This window comes from Noviherbaspirillum malthae, assembly GCF_015352985.1.
Classification (GTDB): domain Bacteria; phylum Pseudomonadota; class Gammaproteobacteria; order Burkholderiales; family Burkholderiaceae_D; genus Noviherbaspirillum; species Noviherbaspirillum malthae.
Window position 1 is genome coordinate 1 of the sequence record NZ_JACYXF010000016.1, and the last position, 21889, is coordinate 21889.

Below are 21889 nucleotides of genomic sequence, written 5' to 3' on the forward strand. Positions count from 1 at the left end.
GGCCTCGATTGCTGCGATCCATTCGGGCTTGGATGACCCCGGCACGTTGGCTCATGTCCTGCTGGCAGGCCTGTTCGGACATGCCCCCACCGCCAGAGCTCGCCGCGCTGTTAGCCTTCCTCACGTCAGGCTGCGGCATTAACCTCTATCTCCGGATTTAACAAACTACCGCTAATTCTCGATGCAGATGGGTCAGCGTATAACGCTGATGGCCTCCGGCATTCATTGGAATATGGCCTGCGATGCTGCTTGCAAATAACTGAGCGTTGTGCGGCGTCAACCCGAGCGCTCGGCTCAGTTCGCTGATGAACTGTTGAAGCGGCGGCTCGGTGCGCTCCGCTGCCACATGGTGCATGGCTGGTGCTGTAACGTGATGATGAATCCATTGTTCCGACGTGACGCTCTCATATTGCAAGGCGTCCCTGAACGTGCCCGTCAGCAGCGAGAAGGCATGCAGCGAATTACCGATCGGCAGCTTTTTCAGGCGTTGGTCAATAGGGCTTCCCAGTTCCGACTTCATTTCGCGAAGCGAATCGAATACGAAACTCAATACCGGAGGGACCTGTCGGTATTTTTGTGTGTGGGGTCGGGTTAGTTGATGGCGTTGGTGAAGCGCTCGCCGAACATGATGGCGAACTGATTGGCCGCTTGCTTCCATGTCCGCTGCGGCATCTTCCAGTCTTTCTCAATATTGCGCAAGGCCAGGAACAGTAGCTTGGTCGCGGCCTCGTCACTGGGGAAGTGGCCCCGGTTCTTGACGATCTTGCGCAGTCGCATATGCAAGCTCTCGATCGCGTTTGTGGTGTAGATGATGGTCCTGACCTCAGGGGGATAGGCAAAGAAGGGAATCACCTGCTGCCATTGACGCTTCCACATCGCCGCCACCGTCGGGAACTTACTGCCCCACGGGCCAGCAGCAAACTCCTCTAGCGCCGCCGCTGCCAGGTCCGCGTTCGCCGCCTGGTAGACCGGCTTGAGCGCTGCGGCCAGATCCTTGCGGTCCTTCCATGCTGCCAGTGTGGTCGAGTTGCGGATCAGGTGCACGATGCAGGTCTGGATCTGTGCCTGCGGATAGACCGCCTCAATGGCTTCCGGGAAGCCGCGTAGACCGTCAACTACGGCGATCAGGATGTCGTTCAAGCCACGGTTCTTCAGATCATTGAAGACCTTGAGCCAGAACTTGGCACCCTCGGTCTGCTCGATCCACAAGCCCAGCACTTCCTTGCGACCGTCAGCACGTACGCCCAGCGCCAGGTACACCGCCTTGTTCTTGACCGTTCCTTCGTCACGGATCTTCAGGCGCAGCGCGTCAAAGTAAACGATGGCATACGTAGCCTCCAGTGGCCGTTGCTGCCAGTGCGTCACCTCCTCGATGACTTCGTCGGTGATGGTGGAAATCAGGTCAGGTGATACTTCGGTGCCGTAGAGCTCCAGCAGGTGGCCCTGGATCTCCCGCACTGTCATGCCACGGGCGTACATGCTGATGACATGATCATCAAAGCCGGGCATGCGCCGCTGGTGCTTGGCCACCAGCTTGGGCTCGAAGCTAGAGAGCCGGTCACGCGGCACATCAAGTTGCAGTTCGCCACCCGGTGCCAGTACCTTCTTGGGCGACGTGCCGTTGCGGTGGTTCTTGCTGGACTCGCCTTCGTTCTCCAAATGGTGGGTCAGTTCGGCGGCCAGCATGCGCTCAGCCAGCATCTTCTTGAGCTGCCCGGCCAGTCCGGACTCGCCCAGAATCGATTCGGCATCCTTGTTCTGGACCGTTGCCAGCAACTGGTCGATCAGTTCGACCGGAAACGGCGGTGGTGCTTTCTGTTTTTTAGGCTTCTTGGTGGTCATTACGTCGGTCATGGAACGTCCCTTTCGGTATTATTTCATGACCCCGCTTTACACAAAAATCCTGACAGGCTCTACCAGAGTTGCATCACCCGCGCGCGGCGGTCTGCGCATGCCCGGAGCTTGTCCGCTCTCCGATTGATCAATAGTTCCTGCTGACGGAAGAGCAGGCGATAAGAAGCAGCTGGTGCCGCCATACTGTCTGAAGACCGCTCGGAAATCGGCACCGCGCGCCTGCTTCCAGGGAAGATTGCCACATTGTTGCAAGTCGATTCCCGGCTGACCCGCTACATTGGGATTCATGTTGCGTGCAGTGAATTCCGTAAATGCATCGCTATGAATATGCCTGCCCAGATGCCGGACATACTCCTGCAAGGCGGCCTGGTTCGCCTGCGGATTTCCGGGCATGTTCTGCATCCCGGCGTGCGTGCGCCACGCCGCTTCACTGACGGCATGTGCCAGCGCCTGCTGGAAGGTTTTCGGATTATCGATGCGCACCCATTTGCTCGGATCGTTCGGCGGCAGACGGTCATACAGGACAAAACCGCCGCGATTGCTGACGCCGTCGCTGGAAAGGGTGCCTTGCTTGATGTCTGCATCGTACTGGAGCATGAAGCGATTCTTCATGACTGCCTGGATGTCATTGAAAAGATGTGTGCTGAGCGGCTGCAATGGCGTGGATCGAAAGCGTGCGTCGGCTGCAAGCTGCCGGGTCAGCATGCCGGTATGCCGCGCCAGCGATCCGAGATCCGGCCTGCCTGGAATATCGGGGCCGAACAAGGCGGCAGCGCTGAACATGTCGACATGAATAGCTTGGCGATCGATCTCCGCCGCGCCGGCCAGGGTATATTCCCATGCACGCAGCAGCCTTACGTCTTCCCTTCCCGCATAGGCGTTCAGCGCGCTTGCAAGCGGATTGCCGGGCAGCGCCGGATTGGCATGATTGCGAGCGATGTGCTCGAGTATGCTCCGCTTGCTGACGCGATAGGTGATGTCTCCTTGCAGATTCATCTGCCTCAGGGCCGTGGTCACGGCCTGCTCCATCATCGGCTGCGGGATGCCGAGCGCCGTCAGCGCGGCCTGCATGCCGGGCGTCTCATGCAGCCTGTATGAAGGACCGCCATTGCCATTATTGGACGCATTGCCATGGCAAGTACCGTCCGCCCGCATCAATACCTCGATATCGAGATCGCCGGTACTGATGCGCTTGTTCAGCGGCATATCGAATTTCGTGCCGTTCCTGTCGAAGACCAGCTTGTTGGTCTCAAGCAGAGTTTTTAGATCTCTAGCGACGACTTCCGGCGCGTCTTCGTGCAGAACGATCGCCGCGGAGGTGGCGAAACAGGAACCGACCTTCCCCTGCCGCAGGTTGCCAAGCAGCGCCATGGCTGCGGCCTTGCGCGCATGCACGGCGGTCAGTTGCTGGCCGGGAGGCAGGTTGAGCGTGGCGCGCACCAGGTCGGCGGCGGGTCCCCTTAGACGTACTCCCGGATGGGCGCAAATGCTGTTGAGCGTAGTCGCCAGCTCACCGCCCTGTCCCATGTGGGCAAGCGTGCGCATCAGGTTCTCGCGGTGATGGACCGGCAATTGTGTATTGATGTTGACGTCTTCCATCAGACGCATGATGGCTCCACAATCCAGTTTGCCGCTGTCGTCGAACAGGCGTTCTACCGCCTGACGGGCGAAATCGGTGCACAGTATCCCCGGTTCGCCTTGCGTGCCGTAGTGCGCGTGGCCGGCTAGCCTTATAGGCACATAGGGACGCGGCGGCAATGGAGCTGGGAAGCGGGTCGGCGGCTGGAGTATCCATGGCCGGGCCGGCACCGGCGGTGCCGCCTGCACGGTCGTCCCATACTCTGGAGAGCCTGGCGCCGTCGACGTGCTGATCGGCGCATTGATCGGCGGACTCGGCAACTGTCTCGGCGCTGCTCTGTTCGTCATGCCTTTTGCCATGAAGGCAAATCTCCCCGCGCCATAGCCCCTCGAACGAGGAGACGCCGCTTCAACAGGTTTGGGCGGCAAAGGCGGAGGCGTTGAGGGTGCCGCCACGCGCGTACCGTCGGTGCGGCTGGAATGGGAAATGATCTGGGGCGGCGGGCCGGGATACCGGATCGGTTTCATGGCAATGGGCTCAACTCTCTCTACGTCGCTGGAAAACATGACAGCGCAATGCACTGGAACGCGAGATGCGGCGTGCTGCCTCATCCGCACTGGAACGAGCCGTGCAATTCGATGCGCTGAATGATTCGGCTGCTAGTTGTATGTAGCGAAATCCCGTTTACGGTTCCAAGACCAAATGATGCGTCCCACGGCTTGACTTGCAAACCAGTAGGCTTCAGCAGTGCAAACCGATGGTTTGCAGAACCCGCTCACGCCGCGCCTGCAGGAGAAGGGGAAGAAGTTGCATCGGCCGACTGCAAATTCATGGAACTTCATCGTCCGTCACGACACTCAGTTGCCGCAATGCCGGACATGTCTTTTCCCGGTGTCGTTTCGAACAACAGCTTGATCGAGTACACCTTGGACACCAACTTTCCACCACGTTATCTCACTCATCCTGCAAATCAACGTCCGCCTGCCGGCGTTCGCGAGGAACAAGCCACTGGACGGGCTTCGTCTCGTCCTGCTCCGCATTCGGAGCCACTATCCGGACCGCCGCATGCCATGGCAAACCCGTCGGTAACCTCTCTCAGGACGGCCGAGAATCAAATGCCGCATATCCCGAACATGCGCGGTTCGCGCCGGAATCTGCCTGGCGCCGGTCAAGGCGCCGACCAGCCGCCGCATCTGCGCTGGCTGCTGGACGGTGCGGCAAGGCATGCCAACGTTGCGGTAAGAGACGCCTCACAGGTAAGCAACGCGCGGCGGCAGTTTCAGAGAGTCCTCAGGAGTCACGGCAGGAATGCGCTTTATCTGCACGACACGGATTCGCTCGGAGATTTCGAACAGACGATTCAAGTCGGCAGCTTTGGGCGGCTCAAGCTGGCGGCTGGCCCCTTCACCAAGCTGCTCAACGACGGCGGCACGCTCATTCTCAACGTGCCGAATTTCTCGCCGCAGCATCTGGAGGCGTTCAATGCGCTGTTGACCGACGGAGTCTGGCAGGGAAAGAAGCTGAAGCGTCCGGTGCGGCTCGTCTTTCTTTGCGATGTCGCGACCTTGAAGAAGCATGTGCTTTCCGGTGCTCAGATTTCGCGGGTAGAGTTCAAGGACTTTTCCAACGTCTCTTTCGACGATGTTCCACAACCGCCCATCGCACAGCCGCGCGTCCGATACGAGGCAATCGACCGCATCATCGATTTCAAGTCGGAAACAAAGTGGCGCGATCTCGCCTACGGCGCTCCGGAACTGCAGCCCAACGGACAATGGACATACAAGCCGGGATTTATGGAAAATCTCCCCGAGGGCACGCTTTTCTTGCGCAACGCGCCGATGAATGACCCTTATTTCGAGGATTTGGTTCACGAGCTGAGAAGCAAAAAAGTCAGGGTACGGCTTGAGCAGGGTATTCCCGAAAGAAGACTCAAGGAGCGCCTCGCAACCAAGGGCCCGTTCACGGGAAGGATAGAAGACCTCCGCGCCGGAGCAGTTTGCACGGTCAATGCATCCAACATCGACATGACGTTGAAGCCGCACTACGGCATAGCGCCATCCGGGCTGACAAGGCAGCCATCGCTGCTGCAGCAGGCGCAGATGCGGCTTGGGGAAGGAAGGCGGCCTGTCGTCCATGTGTGCGAACAACTACCCGACCAGCATTGGGCCAGGTTGCTGACGTATCCACTGCCATTCGATGTGGCTGCATCGCCGGGCGTCGAAGTACCGGACAGATACAAAGCACACGTAGCAACGCTTGCGGGACTGCGGAGGATTGCCCGCAGGGCCGCCTTCGATCATGATGCGACTGCAGGCACACCGGTGACTTTCCTTCTGAGCGCCGATTCCGCACTGGTTGATTTTCCGACGGACGCCCAGCACATTTTCGTCACGCCGGCCATGCGTGCCGATACGTTGATGTGCGGCGTGGAACGCACCCATCTGACGCTGTGCGAGCGAGCCGCCGAGGGAACACTGAGACCTAACGGACTTTCCATCAAGATGGGGCAAATGCTCGTCGATCTGAGGGCAGGCCGAACCGTCATCCTGCATGGCCACAATCCCGCGCTGGAAGACGATCTCGCCACCCTGCTGCACTGGCCGCACTACTACACCACTCCCGACGGTCGGCTCTGGCACTTCGGCGAAGGAGGAGGCTTGACCGGACGGCTGATCGCCGTCACGCAGCATCAAGCAATGCTCGACAAGCATGCGCTGACGCCGGCCTGCGACGACGGCATGAACGACGATCAGGCATGGACCAACGCCATGATCGCCAAACTCGCCGCCGCATTTCCCGCGCTAGCGCCGCAGGGCCATGGCAATATCGCGGAGCAATTGCGGAGAACCGTCTGCTTTTTCAACACCTTGACGCACGATGGCCTGCTGCCCGCATGGGAACATCCTGTCAGCTACAGGACCATGGAAAAACTGTTGCGCCATCTCGACCCCCGGCAACGCGCGCATGCCGGTGACTTTGTCCAAGAAATTTGGGAACGTATCCGGCCCATGGTTTTCAAGGACATGCTTCTCGGCGACCACCGCCAGAGCGATCCGGAAAGTGAAGAAAGATACTCGAGGCTGAAGGCGATACTCAAGGCATTGTTTCCTGAACAGATGAGTGCGATGCCCCGAACAAGTGTGGATCTGGCTCGCCTGGAAAACCTTCTGATACGCGTCAAGCATCCAAATGACGTTTGCAACAATGCATACCGATTTCTCAACGTGTTCAGTCCTGACGTGATCAGAAGCATCATCGGCGTAACCAGCCCGTTGCCGGATCGCGTGGAGATGCCGGACGATATCAATGACCGGATACTGGACTGGCTGCATGCGCAGGCACCTCTGGTCCGGCCGGCGCTGCGGCCGCTGCTTACCAATACCGTCGCACTGCAGATGGGCGGAAATGCGACTTCTCCGTCCGCAAGGCGGCTGACACGCTATGACCGCCCGCCGGTGCTGTCGCCACTGCGGAAAAACCGGTTCAAGACGATCATGGCTCAGCGGCAGAGCGGAGCCGTGTTCAAGAAAGGGCCGCCAGGCACGGGAAAGTCTGCCTCCACCACGCGGCACGCGACCAAGCCGTATCGTGCGAACATTGCGACAATCAACTCGCCTGAATATGAAGAGGTAATGGAAGACTGGGCACGCGACACCGAGCCTCGGATGCTGGTGGTGGACGAGGCCAACCTAATCAGCGACGAGAGCAGCCATGATGCCCTCAAGGCGAAATTCATGAATGGAACGATCGTCGTCAACTGCGTGCGGCATCACCTGCATCCGGACAAAACGATAGTCTTCACCGGCAATGCGGACAGCTATCCCGGGCGCAAGCGCTCGCCCATGGCGGCTGAATCCTTCATCACTCAGTATTTCAAACCGATGAAACCGGAGCAGCTGAGAACGCTTTTCGTGAACCCCTTGCTGGAACATGCCGGCGACAGCCGAGAGAACGAATGGCTCGTCCAGCATGCGGTAAACATCCATACCGCCTTGCACCATGCTTATCCGGAAGCGAGCCTGTCGCCGCGCAATCTGGAGGAATACGTTTGCCAGGTGCTGAGCCATCGGCAGCGATTTCCGCACGCGGCACTTGCGCCATGGATGTTCCGCCTGGCACTCAACGTGTATGGCGGCGTCCTGCCGGCCGAAGATGCGCCCGTGATCGAATCCTGGCTTCGCTGGACGTTTGGCATCAATTCAGGGGAGGAACCGCCTGCACTGCCGCATGCGGACCTGAGTCAGTCAGGGCTTCTGCCGACGGCAAGCACGCAGGCGCTCGCAGATGAAGTGCTTTGGTGGCTGGATACGCAAAAGCTCCGTCAAAGCTTGAATCCCGGTAAAGCAGTGCTCGGACAGAGAGCGCTCCTCATCGAAGGTCCTGCATCACGCGGCAAGGATGCCGTTGTGATGGCCGTTCTCGATGCGGCGCATATCAGCTATGTCCGGGTCAATGCCGACCCCAGCGACTTGAAGCATTTGCGAACCTCGCTCAAGAATGGCTGCAAGAAGGGAAAGGTTGTCGTCATCGACGAGCTCACGAACCTGCCTTCCGGCATTCTTGAAGGAGAACTGAATGCAGTACTTGCGGGCGACAAGGAAGTGCACAGGAATTTTGCACTGATCGCGACGGTCAATCCGAGTGGGCATGCCGGCGGTTATGCCGGACGCAAGCCGATGTCGGATGCGCTGAAAAACCGCATGCTCATCAAGAAGATCGATGATTATGCGCCAAATGAACTGCAAGAGATTGCTCATCATTTCGCCCGTAACCTCTCCGCTCGCCAGCGGGGAAAAATCCGCTTTCCGGCCGTTCCGGATTCGACAATCCATGCATTGGTCCGCGACCATTTGGGTTTGGCCGAACGGCTTGCGGATGTTCCCGACGAATTCAAGCCGAAGCTGCGTGAATTGTTCAGGGCGCTGGAAGACGTCTTCAGACAGCCCCGCCTGCGTTACGATGCGGCATTCTCCAAGGCATATGCCTATTACCTGTTTCAGGCAAACAAGGCGGGGGGAAGCGCACCGCACAGGAAGCAGCCGGCCGATGCCGACCGGTCATCGGAACTTGCAGGGCAGCTTCGACGCGCGTTCATGCTTGTTCATCCCGACTGGCTGACATGGCCGCAAATCATCGCAGACAATACACTCCTTGCGACCCGGTCGGTACGATACGACGCCAAAGAGCATTGCATCAGATTCAATCCAGGCCATGAACTGGAACAACTGTGCACGGCGGTGCTGCGGATCGACATGGGGGATTCTCATGCACCGCAACCTCAAGCACACCAGCACGACACACACGGGCCCGAGCGACGAACGACGGTACGGTCCCCTCTCGATGCACCGGTCGCCCACGCTGCAGCTGCGGGCGCAACCCATCCCTGGGCACCAGTCACCAATTTCGATCCGGCGCTCCCGTTCAATTCCGCCGTCGGCAAGGAAACTCCGAAGGGAGACATCGGCCGTGTCATCAACGCCGCGGGGCAGGAACTCTATTTGGAATTAGAACGCCGTACGCTTGGCAATGAGGCCGTCCCTTTCCCGCGCGTGCGATTCGAGAACAATCAATCGGCTCTCGCCTCCACAGTATCAGACATCGAACTCCATCGCGTCCACGTGAACAGATCACTTTCTGGCAGGTCTCGGGTCTATCTTCTTGCCTCAAACGGTACCAGACCGGCCGGAGTACGGCTCGACGGCATCATGTCCGGATCAATCCGCCGTGATGATTATGGCGGCTGGTACGTCAACTTCAGTACGTCGGAAGCATCTATCGACACAGTGAGATATTCCCTCGTTCCGTTTCATGAAGAGGGACAAGGCGGAAGGAATCGAAAGGCGGGCTATCAACTTTTTTCCGGCCTCGAATTCTCCAGCGAAGGCCGCGAGGCCATGCAGGCCATTCTTGCGCTGCAAACGAACATTAAAAAATCTGGAGTGGCGTCCTATTCGGCGAAGAAAATTGCCGCCGCGTTGGCGAAAATCTTCCTTGATCCACGCTATTTTCAATACTCGCATGACGATGCAGATGCGCTGAACAATACGAATGGCATTGCCGCACGATGCCAGCGTTTTCTGGAACAGGGGGAAGGTGTCTGCGTCGAATTCGCCTACGCTTTCGCAGCGGTTCTTGAACAACTATTTCACATTCCCGCCCGCGTGTGTGGGGGTCATCGTGTCAAATCCGAAACCATTCCGGCAGCTTCACATACCTGGGTGGAATATGAAAACGAGAAGGGAAATTGGATACGGATCGATCCTACGCCGGTAGACTTGCAAGCATCCTATCTTCAGGGGGAGACCGCTTCGCGTTTCCATTCTGCTTTGATTTCGTCAGTGAGCACCATCTTCCAAACCAAGTCGTTTTACAATATCGATCGCCAGCATCTGGACATTTCCCAACAACTGCTCAAGCAGCATTTTGATCCCGCCACGCTTGATCTGGCTTACTGGGACACCGAACGCGCGACGAAGACATACAACGCTGTTGCCGGCACTCTCGACCTGAAGCGCTACATGCAGGGCAAGCCGGATTTCTATCTCGATAGCAGGCCGAGCACCAGCCTTAAACACCGTGCCATCTACATCGAAAGCCTGCCAGAGCAGAGTGACGCAAAGGAATGGATTCGATTCCTTGTCAGGATGGTTCGTCCCATTCAGGCACTGATCCATAGCGACATCCAGATCTACTACTATGGCAGCATAGGCGAACTGCTTGAGCTGAAAGAAGCGCCCGACATACAACATGCTTTGCCGATACCCGATTCGTCGGCCAGGAAGCGGAACGACGATGAAAGCGCGCTTCGCGTCACTGGCGACAGTAAAGCTTATCTTGACCGCATCGCTGCCACCTATTATGAGGCTGTGCTGGATTACAGGAATGTGGATCGCAATGACGAAAAGGCTGTGATGGATTGCTTGATCGAGGAACTCTGGTTCTTCGTCGATAAGCTCAGCAAGTCGGATGACGGCTTGCCGATCCAGATACCCCTGCATGGCAGGACACTGAGCATTACCAAGGAAGCTGTCCTTACGGGCTCCATCGCGATAAACAACAGGAAATTTTTACGGGAAATCAACCTTAGAATAGAGGATCTTATTCAGCGCGGCATGAACAATGCCGATATAGTTGATAAACTGGTCGAAGCAACCAATGTCGCCGTCTTAAATCGCGTGAATTCTTACAGGCCCACCATATCAACAAAACTTCAACTCTTGCGCGATATTCTGGTGGTGATTCAAGAGATTTGTCACGACTCCAATCGAAACAGGATGGCGCCGGCATGCATGAACGTCGCAATCTTCCTCACCAACATTATTAAAACCCGCGACATCGATTCTCCGCCCGCGTCCGCCGATGAATGGCTTGCGCAATTCCTTTCGGGATACCTTGCGGAGGCCAATCAAGACTTGATCGACCAGGCTATTGCAATATTGGGCGTGCTTCCGGCAATGCCCCGTAATTCTGGATTTCAAGAAAAAGGCGATGAATTGGTCGAGTTGGTCAATGACAGTCTTTCCATAAAAAATTCTCAAAAAGCCGCCCTGTCGGCGCAATGCCGCCGCATACTTGGATAAGACTCTCGCAATTGCACCCGCAGCCGCAGACTAGACCAAGCAGGCGGACGCGACTTGCAGGCCAGCTTCCTTGCCTACGCCACCAGCGCGGCGGTGAAAGAAGAAGTACACCGCCGGCTTTGGCCATCCGGGAACGTCAACGTGGCAGCACATGATCGATGACCGTCATGACCAGTCATTGCACGCGCCGCAGATGCGGCTTGCGCCTCTCGGTGCGCTGGCGGCCCGAACGCAGCAGCCACCAGCCGCCCGCCAGCATTGCTGCGCCCCAGGCGAGGAAAGCAAGATCCCAAACCAGCCACTGCTCCGTCGGCACGGTCTCGTTCACATGATGGATCTGCAGGACGTGGTGATCGACAATGCCTTCGACGACGTTGAAGAGGCCGAATCCCATCAGCATGCTGCCCGCCAGCATGCGCCCCGACCACCAAAGATGGCGGCGGTGCGCCGCGCGCCAGAGCAGGACCAGTCCGATCACGACGAAGACATAGGTCGATGCATGAAAAAGGCCGTCCCATAGCGTATTGAATTTCAGATTCGAAACGCTGTCCGGAGGATAGCCGGCACTGGTAAACATGTGATGCCACTGCAGTATCTGGTGCAGCACGATGCCATCGAAGAAGCCGCCCAGGCCCAGGCCGAAGAAAATTCCCGCCGCCGTGGGAAAGCGTGGACCGTCATCGCCGCGTTGATTCATGGTGTATCCGTGATGAGAGAGTCAGGAGTATCTGACTCATGCGATGAACGGCGGCGGGAAAAGTTCAGGCCTTGGTTCAGGCCTTGCCGCCTGTTCCGGCGAGCAAGGTCATGCGCTTGAATTAAAGCCTCATGGCCTGCGCGCCACCTCTGCATTGCCGAAGATCAGCTGCTGAACCAGGGGCTGGGAAACGAAGCGGTCCGGAAAGATCGGTGCCGGCGCACTCGCCTGATCGAGACGCGCAAGCTGCTCGTCGCTTAAACGCACGTCGAGAGCCGCGAGGTTTTCCAGTGCCTGCGACGCGGTGCGCGCGCCGATCACGGGCGAAACCACAGCGGCATGGCGCAGCGTCCAGGCCAGCGCAACCTGTGCAGGCGTTGCGTCGGTTTCACCGGCCACGGCGGCCACGACTTCGGCAATATCCAGCGCGCGCTCGGTCATGTGTCCGGAAGACGCGATGACGCCCTTGCGCGTTGCGGATACCTTGGCCTCTCCTTCCTGCGCCAAGTCCTTGCGGCCGTATTTGCCGGTCAGCATGCCGCCGCCCAGCGGCGACCACGGCATCACGCCCAAGCCCAGAGCCTGTGCCATGGGCATCAGCTCATGCTCGACCGTGCGCTCCAGCAGGTTGTACTCGATCTGCAGCGAAATCAGCGGCGACCAGCCGCGCAGGTCGGCAATCGTCTGCAGCCGCGACACCTGCCAGGCCGGCGTATTGCAGATGCCGAGATAGAGTACCTTGCCCGCGCGGACCAGATCGTCGAGCGCACGCATGACTTCGTCCGGCGATGTCGTGAAATCCCAGGCATGCAGGTGCAGCAGCTCGATGCGGTCGGTGTCGAGCTGCCTCAGGCTTGTCTCCACGGAGCGCACCAGATTCATCCGGTGGTTGCCGCCGGAGTTGGGATCGGCCGGATCCCTTGCCATCGTGAATTTGGTGGACAGCACGATGCGGTCGCGCCTGCCCTTGAGCAGCCGGCCGACGATGCGTTCCGAAGCGCCGTTGGTGTAGTTGACCGCGGTATCGACGAAATTGCCGCCGCGCTCCACGTAGGCATTGAAGATGCGCGTGGCCTCCGCCTCGTCGGCACCCCAGCCCCAGTCCGACCCGAAGGTCATGGTGCCCAGCGCCAACGGCGAGACGCGCATGCCGGATCGTCCGAGAAGACGATAGTGATCAAGAGAAAAATGTCCAGTCATTTGCAAACTCCTTTCAAGCGATCAAAGTGGAACGCCTTGAAGTTTGCAGGAGGCTCGCCGTTGAGCGATATCAGGAAAGTCCTTTATGATTGCACGATTGTCCGAATGAACAGCCTGGGCCAGGCGCCATCAAACTCATGGAACTCATGAATCCGCTGACAAAGCTTGCTGACATCATCGCCCGTCATGCGCCCGGCGATGGCATTTACGATACCGCGATTCCCGGCGCAAGCCTGCTGCGCGCATCGGCGCCGACCATGCCGATGCCGGTTCTCTACGAACCGACGCTGTGCCTGGTGGCTCAGGGCCGCAAGCAGGCGGTGCTCGGCACGGCAACCTATGTGTATGACGCGGCCAAGTACCTCGTGGCATCGGTCAATCTTCCCGTTACCGGCTCGGTCATCGAAGCCAGCGACGCGAGGCCCTATCTGTGTCTTCGCCTCGATCTCGATACCGCCGAACTGAGCGAACTGGCGTTGCGCCATCCCGTAAAGGAAGACAGTTCCGATCTGCCCTCGGCCGGTATATCACTGGGCGAAACGACGCCGGAACTGCTGGACGCGGCGGCACGGCTGGCCGGCTTGCTGGACCAACCCGCCGACATCGAAGCGATTGCCCCTCTGGTGACACGCGAAATCCTGTATCGCCTGCTCACCGGACCGGGCAACCGCGCCGTGAGGCAGATGGCTCAGGCCAACAGCCGCCTGAATCAGATCGTCAAGGCCATTGCCTGGCTGCGTGCGCATTACACCGAGGCATGCAGGATCGACGACGTAGCGGATATCGCCGGGATGAGCCGTTCCAGCTTTCATGCCAATTTCAAGGCGGTGACCGCGTTGAGTCCTCTGGAGTTTCGTACGCAGCTGCGCATGCAGGAGGCGCGGCGCTTGATGGTGGCCGAGGGCATGGAGGCTGCCACGGCGGGTTTCCAGGTGGGTTATGAAAGCCCTTCGCAATTCAGCCGTGACTATGTCCGCATCTTCGGCATGCCCCCTGCGCGGGATGCGAGCCGCCTGCGGGAGACGGCGGATTCTGCTGCGCACTGACACGGGCTGCCCCTGCAGTGCGGCCGCGGTGCGGGGATATGCGCCGATCGATCACAGCAGGGCATTCCCGGTGGAATCGCTTCCGCAATGCAATTCAGCAAGAAACAGATTGCGAGTTGCCTGACGGTGCATCCAACACCTTATTCATTTTTCGCGGCCCCCGTCGCAAAGGTCTTGTTGTCATTCGAGAAGGTGCGAGCACTCGTGTTATTCGACAATGCCGGCAGGCGTTTCTCATTCCATTCACTCAGGCAAATTCCAGAATCTTACAGTGTCGCTTCCGTTTTTCCACTTTTTATTAAAGCCCGCATGCGCTAATTTACTGAATATCGAATTGCCAATTTTTTCGACACAGACCTGCAGCACCTGAGGCCGTGCTTGCCTATCGCAACGCGGCGCATTATCAATCGCCCATTGGAGGAACCATGAAAATTCTCATTGCCTTGGACGGCAGTGACTGTTCCAAGCTTGTGCAGAAATATGTGACCACGCACCCCGCCCTTTTCGATGCGCCGCATGACTGCATGGCGCTGACCGTGGTGCCGGATGTGCCGCCGCATGCGGCTGCGGTCGTCGGGAAAAACGTCGTGACCAACTACATCAGGGAGGAAGCCGAAAAAGTACTCAGTCCCGTGCGCCGCTTCTTCGAGGAGAACGGCTACAACATCAAGACGCAGTTCAAGCATGGGCATGCTCCGGAGATTATTGCGGAGACGGCAACCAAGGGCGCCTACGACCTGATCGTGATGGGTTCCCACGGACATTCCGCTCTGGGAAGCCTCGTCACCGGGTCGGTCACTGCGAAGGTGCTTGCCTATTGCAAGGTGCCGGTCCTTATCGTGCGCTGAATCACCGTCCCAAAAAACATCCGTAAAGGGGGAGTAGCACGCGGCAGGCGCCGTGGCGGCATCCCGTCAATCCGGATTCGTGGCAATCACGATCCCGGGCCCGCATTGGACCGGCAAGGTCCACCAGCAAGACCCTTTACTCATATCGACAAACTACTTGCTGGAGTTTATCAATGAGTACCATTGCGCCTGATTGGCTGCTTGTCTTCTTTGTTGCCAGCGTCATTGCTGCGCTTTACGTCGATTTCGTCATGCTGCGCAAGCAGGGCGCCCATGCCGTCACGGTGAAGGAAGCGCTTAACTGGTCTCTCGCCTGGATCGGCCTGAGCTTTGCCTTCAATGCGCTCTTCTGGTGGGCGGTACGCGATACGACCGGCGATACCGCGCTGGCCAATGCCCGTGCGCTGGAATTCCTGACCGGCTACCTGATCGAGAAGTCGCTCGCGGTAGACAACATTTTTGTTTTCCTGATGATCTTCACCTACTTCTCGGTACCGGCCGAATACCAGAAGCGGGTATTGATGATCGGCGTGATCGGCGCCATCGTCCTGCGCACCATCATGATTCTGATCGGCGGCTGGCTGGTGACCGAGTTTCACTGGATTCTCTACGTCTTCGGCGCGCTGCTGGTCGTGACCGGCATCAAGATGTGGATGGCAGCGGGCAAGGAGCCGCACCTCGACGACAATCCCGCGCTGAAACTGCTGCGCCGCATATTGCCTGTCTCGTCCCGATTCGACGGCGAACGCTTCTTCACACGCGAAAACGGCAAGCGCATCGCCACGCCGCTGCTGATGGTGGTGGCAATGGTAGGCATCACCGACATCATCTTCGCGGTGGACTCGATACCGGCGATTTTCGCCATCACCACCGATCCGTTCATCGTGCTGAGCTCGAACATCTTTGCCATCCTCGGCCTGAGGGCCATGTTCTTCCTGCTTGCGGCGGTTGCGGCAAAGTTCCATCTCCTCAACTACGGCCTGTCCATCATCCTGCTCTTCATCGGCACCAAGATGCTGCTTGTGGACTTCGTGAAGATTCCCGTTGCGATTTCGCTCGGCTTCGTCGTCGTGGTACTGGCAGCCACCATGCTGCTGAGCGTAAAGACCGCGCCCAAGCTTGACCGGCAGAGCCAGTCATCCTGAAGGGGAAGGTCGATGCGCAGCACCTTGGCCGGGCCGGGACGAAGCTTAAAGTTTCCCGGCTCGTCACCGATATACATGGAAGGTGAGGGAAAACTCCATGAATATCAAAATCAACCCGGCAAGTGCCGGCCTGAACTGGCTTCCAAAGCCGGCGGCCGGTCCGCGCCCCGATTTGTCGCCGGCCAAAGACCTGGCCGTGCAGCCTGCACTGGCGGAAGTGCCTGCGCCCGCTGCGGCGGATGAGAGTGCGTTGTCAGCGGCCAGCCTGTTCCAGCCGCTGATACGAGGCTTGGGCGAATGGAGCCGGGGCGTCTCCGGTGCCGCGAATGAGGCATCGTCGGCGCAGCAAGGCAGCGGAGCGCAGGCAAACGGACGCCCCGACTATGCCGGCTCCTTTTCCCTGACGGTGAAGACGCGCGACGGCGATACCGTCACGCTGCATTTCGACGAAGCCCGCACTCATGGCCCGCAGACGAGCCAGTCCAATGCCGCCGCGTACCGCGTGGAAGGCAATCTGTCCGAGTCCGAGCGCGCAGCGCGGGACAAGGTGGTCGCCAAGATGACCGATATCGCGGACTCCTTCTTCAGCGACACGGTCGGTTTCGGCAGGCTGGTCGTGATGGATGACCTGGGCTTCTTCGATGCCGGCGAACTGGCCGGCTTTGCATTGAACGTCAGCCAGGACCGCCAATTCCAGGGCGGCAATGCCGAACGTGCATACAGCAGCCTGTCGTTCAGCTATGAAACCGATCTGGAAGCAAAGACGCAGCGCCTGAGCTCGGAAATGCTGGATGGCTACCAGCAGAAGGATGGAGCGGGCATGCACCGCTATGCCTATGACCTGACCAGCAGCATCTCTTCCGCGAGCAAGGCGCTCCTCAACGGCATGGATGTCCGGGAACTCGGCCGTCCCGGCGTGTACCAGAGCGCCCCCACCGCCTTGCCTGCCTACTATCAGGGAGCATTGCAGGCATTGGCGGGCAATATCGACCGGCTGGCGGCATTGACCGAGGATGCCGATGCGCAGGCGGCCGGCCTGGCCGATGCCAAGTCCGTCAGCGATCTGTTCCGCGGACTCGCCGCCAACCATCCTGCTTACAAGAATGCAGCCGAGCCGGTGCAAGCCGGCCTGAACAGGATGTTCGATCTGCTGCCGCCATTGATGAAGCAGGCCAATGAACTGCTCGCAAGTTTTCTGAACGGTTCGCTGCAGGTGAAGGCTTGAGGCTTGAGGCTTGAGGCTTGAGGCTTGAGGCTTGAGGCTTGAGACCTGAGCGGACATTGACAAGGATTGCCGTGCGGACCGGATGCCGTCTCACTGCGCCGGCCTTGTAACGGGCAGGAGCCGCCGTGTCACTGCCCAGAACATTAGCGCGGATGCACTGACGCCGGCGCCGAGTATGCAGACGCCCTGCCAGCCCGCGGCCGCATAGGTTGCCGTCGTCGCCATTGCGCCGGCGCCGCTACCGACTGCATAGAACATCATGTACACCGCGACAAGACGGCTGTGCGCCTGCGGGGAAGAACGGAAGATCAGGCTCTGGTTGGTGACGTGAATCGCCTGGCCGCCGAGATCCAGCAGGATGATGCCGACGGCCAGCGCCCATAGCGACAAATGCATCCATGAGAGCGGCAGCCATGCCGCCAGGAGCAGCAGCAGCGCCGCCATGCTGGTCTGCTGTTCGAAGCCCCTGTCCGCCAGACGCCCCGCCCAGGTTGCCGCAAGCGCGCCCATGGCGCCGACCAGTCCGAATGCGCCAATGGCCGTGTGCGAAAAGCCATAAGGCGGCGCACTCAACGGCAATACTAGCGCACTCCAGAAAATGTTGAATGCGGCAAACATCAGCAGCGCAAGGACGCCGCGGATTTGCAGCACCCGATCCCGCATCAGGAGAGCAAACATGGAGGCGATCAGGTCCTGGTAGCTCATGCGGCGCCCGGGCGCACGAAGAACGGGCAGACAACGCCACAGCAGCACCGCAAGCATCAGCATCGCGCCCGCGGAACAGAAATACACGCTCCTCCATCCCGCAAGATCGCTGATGCCGCCCGACAGCACCCGCGCCAGCAGCAGGCCGATGAAGACGCCGCCCTGCGCCGCGCCGACCACCCGGCCCCGCTCATGATCTGCCGCCGCACTGGCGGCATAGGAGATCAGGCCCTGCGTCATTGCCGTACCCAGCATGCCGGTCAGGAGCATTGCCAGGAGCAGCACAACGGCGGAGCGCGCCACCCCGACGGCGACCAGCGCCGCGGCAAGCATGAATACCTGCGCCAGCATGAGACGGCGGCGGTTCAGAAGGTCGCCAAGCGGCACAAGGAGAAGCAGCGCCAACGCGCAGCCGATCTGGGTCGCGGTGATGACGCCTCCCACGGCGGCATGGGAAATCGAGAAATCGAACGCCAGGGCATCGAGCAGCGGCTGCGCATAGTAGACATTCGCAACGCTCATGCCGGCAGCGCAAGCGAAAAGCAGGAGCGTGCCTCTGGACATGGGCCTGGCTATCTCCGGCTTGGGATGGCAACCGGCTGCGTTTGCGCAGGAAGCTTGCATGACTGTCCTTTCAAATTCAGTTTCAAATTGAAACCGTTTGAAGCCTAGGCGAATTGGTTTTAAAATGCAACCAACATTTGTCTTTTATTCCGGGTTTCGAATGAACAAGCGCAACGACCTTGGCACTGAACCTTGTCCGGTAGCCCGATCGATCAGCGTCGTCGGCGACCGCTGGTCGCTGCTCCTTGTGCGCGACGCCTTCGATGGCGTCTGCCGGTTCAGCGACTTCCAGCGCAGCCTCGGGGTGGCGCGCAATATCCTGGCGGAGCGCCTGCGCCGCCTGGTCGACGCAGGCATCCTCGAAACCAGGCCCGGCAGCAACGGCGGCGCCCACCAGGAATATGTGCTCACCGCGCAGGGACAAAGCCTGTTTCCGGTCGTGGTCGCACTGCGGCAGTGGGGGGAGCGGCATCTGTTCGAACAGGGCGAGCCGCATTCCGAATTGGTGGAGAAGAGCACGGGCCAGCCCTTGCATTTCATGGCGCCTCAGGCAGCAGACGGGCGGCCGATCTCGCCCGGCGACACCGAGGTGCGCAAACTGGCCTGAGTCGGCGATCAGGCGAATGGACTCTCGCAGCTAACGCGGTCTTGAACCCTTCTTCCCGCATCAAGCTGCCTTTCCTGATGCCAGCTTGATGCCCGACAACTTGGTTTCTCGTCAACGCTGCGGATGAGTCGAATGACACGGGCAAGCAGCGCTTGCGGTACCATGAGGGCATCCGGCTTTTCTCGCACATCATGTCCTACCTGCTGCAACTGATCGAGCAATACGGCCTCGCCGCCGTGTTTTTCAACGTCCTGATCGAACAGGCCGGAGTGCCGGTACCCGCCTACCCGACCCTGGTATTGACAGGCGCGCTCGCGGACCAGGGCGCCTATTCGCCGGCTACGCTGCTGGCGGTTGCAGTACTTGGCGCAGTCATTGCCGATACCGGCTGGTACTTCGCCGGCCGCCGCCATGGACGCCGCATTCTCTCCTTGCTGTGCCGGCTGTCGCTGTCGGTGGATACGTGCGTGAGGCAGACGGAAACCATTTTTGCGAAATGGGGCGCGCCCTCGCTGCTGGTGGCAAAGTTCGTTCCGGGCTTCGGTTCGGTGGCGAGCGCCATGGCAGGCGCCACGGGCGCGAAGAGCAGCAGCTTTCTTTTGTTCGACATGCTGGGCGCGGCCCTGTGGGCCGGGTCGGCCATCGTCATCGGCGGCCTGTTCAGTTCCACGGTCGATGATCTGCTGAGCGTGCTGGACCAGCTCGGCACGATAGGCCTGATGCTGATCACCTGCGCGCTGGCCGCCTTCATTGCCGCCAAGTGGTGGCAGCGCAAGCTGTTTCTCAAGACGCTGCGCATGGCGCGCATTTCGCCGGAAGAGCTTTACCGCATGCTGGAAGGCGGCGGCCGCCCGACCATCATCGACGTGCGTTCCGCGACTGCGCAGCAAGGCGGGCGCATCCCCGGCGCATTGACCGTGTCGCATGATTTTTCCTCCGGCCTGCCGCCGGGCGGCAATCCCGAGCTTGACGAAGTCATCGTCTACTGTGCCTGTCCCAACGAGGCGTCCGCCGCCATCGTCGCGCGGGAACTGATGAGGCGGGGCTACCGCAAGGTGCGGCTGCTGCACGGCGGCATCGATGCCTGGGTTGCGAGCGGTTATTCGATTGAAGAGACGGGCGAAGCTGTCAACGTCTTCTGATTCGCCGTCACTTCACTTCCTATCTTCCGGACCGCTCGGCATCGAACACGGTAAAGGCGCTTTACGCAAATCACCGATCCGCCAAGGCCACGCCTATTTGTGAGCCACCATCACATGGCCCAGCCTGGCGAGTTTCATTCCGAACGCATTGAATTTGAGATGATCCCGGCGGTCCTTGAAAAATCGACTGTTCAATTCCTCTGCGCTTATGTCGCTCACTTGCGAAAAGCCCATCGCCGTCATTTCCGCGGCAAGCATCTCAGGTTCGAATAATCCTTTCCACGGCTCGCCGAGTCTTGCGAAGCGATAGGCAAGCATCCTGAGAAACAGCTTGCCGAGCGGGCCGCGTGACGAATAGCCGGGAACATAGTCGAACACGATCCCGCTGCCTGGCGTGCCTGCCGCGACGAACTGCAAGGTTTCCATCACGGCGCTCCTGCCGAGGTACATCGTGACACCGAGACAGGAGAACTGACCGGGCGCAGAAAAATCGTATCCTGCCTGCCGAAGGCGTTCGCCCAAGGATTGGGTTTCGAAATCGATGCCGACGAAACGAAGATCGCCCGGCACCGCGATGGCTGCCTCGGCAAGCCGCTTTTTCTTCCAGGCCTGCGTTGCCGGATGGTCGACCTCGAATACCTGCAGGGCGGCGCGAGGATAGGGATTGCGATACGCGAAGGTATCGAGCCCGGCGCCGAGCACCACGTACTGGCGCACGCCCCGCTTTACCGCCTCATGCAGTTCATCTTCCGCGATTCTGCTGCGCGCGACGAGTCCGGCACGGAAGGCCCGGGCGAGCAGGCCGCCGGACGAGCGCTCCGATCGGAGGCTGTCTTCTTCGGCGCTGCCGAGTATGCGCAGCGACAGCTGGTCTTCAAAAATGAGCGGCGTATCGAAAAGCTGATGCTTGGCACGGCTTCTTGCAGCGCGCATGGCCGTGATGCTTGGCTGTCCTGCTTGCATGGTCTCCTCCTTCAGGTCTGCTATGTTTTTGTTTTGTTCCACCGAACCGGCATGTTTTGAGGAAACGTATACGCACATTGCGTGCCACGCTGAGAGAAAGGCAAAAGCGGCAGTTTTCAGTTGGCTTGAACCGGCGATGCGCGGGGAAAGGCTTCCGGCCCTGACCATCATGAGTCCGATAATCCGGAATATGCGCCCTCCGCTTTTCCGGAAAACCACTCTGCCCCTGTGTCGCTGGCAGAACTTTAATGATGAAAGCGAATCGGACAGCGACCGGTTAATTTTCATGCCTGTTACGCAAGAAGTGAGGAACTGCCATGGATGTTCAGCAAGCAAAACATATCGCCGATCGATTCATTGAACAGCTGCACCGCCTGGAGGACGGCGACCCCCTGGTTGCGGACCAGATCGCGGACATGTTTGCCGACGATGCCGAATTGACCAATCCCGTCATGAAGCGCGACGGCGGCGCCCGCCGGGGACGCGGAGAGATTGCCGAATTCTGGCGGCAATATGTCTCGGCTTTCGGCGACATCCGTTCGGAGTTCTACGACGTCACGACGAGCGATCATTCCGCAGGCCTGTTCTGGAAATCCACCGGGAAAAGTCCGGCCGGCGAGGACCTTGCCTATGACGGCGTCAGCCTGCTTGCCTTCGACGACGAAGGCAAGATTGCGCGATTCCAGGGCTTCTTCGATTCCCGCCAGCTCAGCCTGCACGGCACTTCGCATTAA

15 protein-coding genes are annotated in these 21889 nt (G+C 59.4%); 8 read left to right on the plus strand and 7 right to left on the minus strand.

The annotated features are described in order from the left end of the window. Window positions 1-157: 157 nt before the first annotated feature. From IGW03_RS18030 to IGW03_RS18040, 3 genes are all read right to left on the minus strand, one after another. Window positions 158-520: a MerR family transcriptional regulator gene (locus IGW03_RS18030; RefSeq protein ID WP_194723955.1), complete on the minus strand. Its 363-nt coding sequence runs from the start codon at window positions 518-520 to the stop codon at window positions 158-160. A 71-nt stretch (window positions 521-591) separates the two neighbouring features. Further along, window positions 592-1842: an IS256 family transposase gene (locus IGW03_RS18035; protein ID WP_194724030.1), complete on the minus strand. Its 1251-nt coding sequence runs from the start codon at window positions 1840-1842 to the stop codon at window positions 592-594. A 48-nt stretch (window positions 1843-1890) separates the two neighbouring features. Beyond that, window positions 1891-3780, minus strand: coding sequence for a hypothetical protein (locus IGW03_RS18040; RefSeq protein WP_194723956.1), 1890 nt, complete (start codon window positions 3778-3780; stop codon window positions 1891-1893). 483 nt (window positions 3781-4263) lie between these two features. Here IGW03_RS18040 and IGW03_RS38165 point away from each other — a divergent pair, with 483 nt between their 5' ends. Beyond that, the gene (locus tag IGW03_RS38165) at window positions 4264-11013 is read left to right on the plus strand and encodes a transglutaminase-like domain-containing protein (RefSeq protein WP_228535730.1); all 6750 of its coding nucleotides are present in this window, start codon (window positions 4264-4266) and stop codon (window positions 11011-11013) included. Window positions 11014-11188: 175 nt separating this feature from the next. Here the strand turns inward: IGW03_RS38165 and IGW03_RS18050 are convergent, their stop codons facing one another. Both IGW03_RS18050 and IGW03_RS18055 read right to left on the minus strand, forming a co-directional pair. Next, window positions 11189-11710: a DUF2243 domain-containing protein gene (locus tag IGW03_RS18050; RefSeq protein ID WP_194723957.1), complete on the minus strand. Its 522-nt coding sequence runs from the start codon at window positions 11708-11710 to the stop codon at window positions 11189-11191. Between the two features lie 129 nt (window positions 11711-11839). Next, the gene (locus IGW03_RS18055) at window positions 11840-12910 is read right to left on the minus strand and encodes an aldo/keto reductase (RefSeq protein WP_194723958.1); all 1071 of its coding nucleotides are present in this window, start codon (window positions 12908-12910) and stop codon (window positions 11840-11842) included. Between the two features lie 146 nt (window positions 12911-13056). On the opposite strand from IGW03_RS18055, the gene IGW03_RS18060 reads away from it, so the two are divergent. From IGW03_RS18060 to IGW03_RS18075, 4 genes are all read left to right on the plus strand, one after another. Further along, on the plus strand, window positions 13057-13956 hold the full coding sequence (locus IGW03_RS18060; RefSeq protein ID WP_194723959.1) for an AraC family transcriptional regulator: 900 nt from the start codon (window positions 13057-13059) through the stop codon (window positions 13954-13956). Window positions 13957-14381: 425 nt separating this feature from the next. Beyond that, window positions 14382-14804, plus strand: coding sequence for a universal stress protein (locus IGW03_RS18065; protein WP_194723960.1), 423 nt, complete (start codon window positions 14382-14384; stop codon window positions 14802-14804). Window positions 14805-14977: 173 nt separating this feature from the next. Beyond that, window positions 14978-15949 (plus strand): TerC family protein, encoded by a 972-nt coding sequence (locus tag IGW03_RS18070; RefSeq protein WP_194723961.1) that lies wholly within the window; start codon window positions 14978-14980, stop codon window positions 15947-15949. 97 nt (window positions 15950-16046) lie between these two features. Next, window positions 16047-17174, plus strand: coding sequence for a hypothetical protein (locus tag IGW03_RS18075; protein ID WP_194723962.1), 1128 nt, complete (start codon window positions 16047-16049; stop codon window positions 17172-17174). Window positions 17175-17264: 90 nt separating this feature from the next. On the opposite strand, the gene IGW03_RS18080 is transcribed toward IGW03_RS18075, so the two are convergent. Continuing rightward, the gene (locus IGW03_RS18080; protein WP_438943658.1) at window positions 17265-18503 is read right to left on the minus strand and encodes an MFS transporter; all 1239 of its coding nucleotides are present in this window, start codon (window positions 18501-18503) and stop codon (window positions 17265-17267) included. A gap of 100 nt (window positions 18504-18603) precedes the next feature. On the opposite strand from IGW03_RS18080, the gene IGW03_RS18085 reads away from it, so the two are divergent. Continuing rightward, the gene (locus tag IGW03_RS18085; protein ID WP_194724032.1) at window positions 18604-19050 is read left to right on the plus strand and encodes a winged helix-turn-helix transcriptional regulator; all 447 of its coding nucleotides are present in this window, start codon (window positions 18604-18606) and stop codon (window positions 19048-19050) included. 191 nt (window positions 19051-19241) lie between these two features. After that, on the plus strand, window positions 19242-20192 hold the full coding sequence (locus IGW03_RS18090; RefSeq protein ID WP_194723964.1) for a rhodanese-like domain-containing protein: 951 nt from the start codon (window positions 19242-19244) through the stop codon (window positions 20190-20192). A 93-nt stretch (window positions 20193-20285) separates the two neighbouring features. Here IGW03_RS18090 and IGW03_RS18095 read toward each other — a convergent pair whose 3' ends face one another. Continuing rightward, window positions 20286-21155, minus strand: coding sequence for a class I SAM-dependent methyltransferase (locus tag IGW03_RS18095; RefSeq protein ID WP_194723965.1), 870 nt, complete (start codon window positions 21153-21155; stop codon window positions 20286-20288). Between the two features lie 317 nt (window positions 21156-21472). Between IGW03_RS18095 and IGW03_RS18100 the strand changes: the two genes are divergently transcribed. Next, entirely contained in the window at window positions 21473-21889 is a 417-nt protein-coding gene (locus tag IGW03_RS18100; RefSeq protein WP_194723966.1) for a nuclear transport factor 2 family protein, read from the plus strand.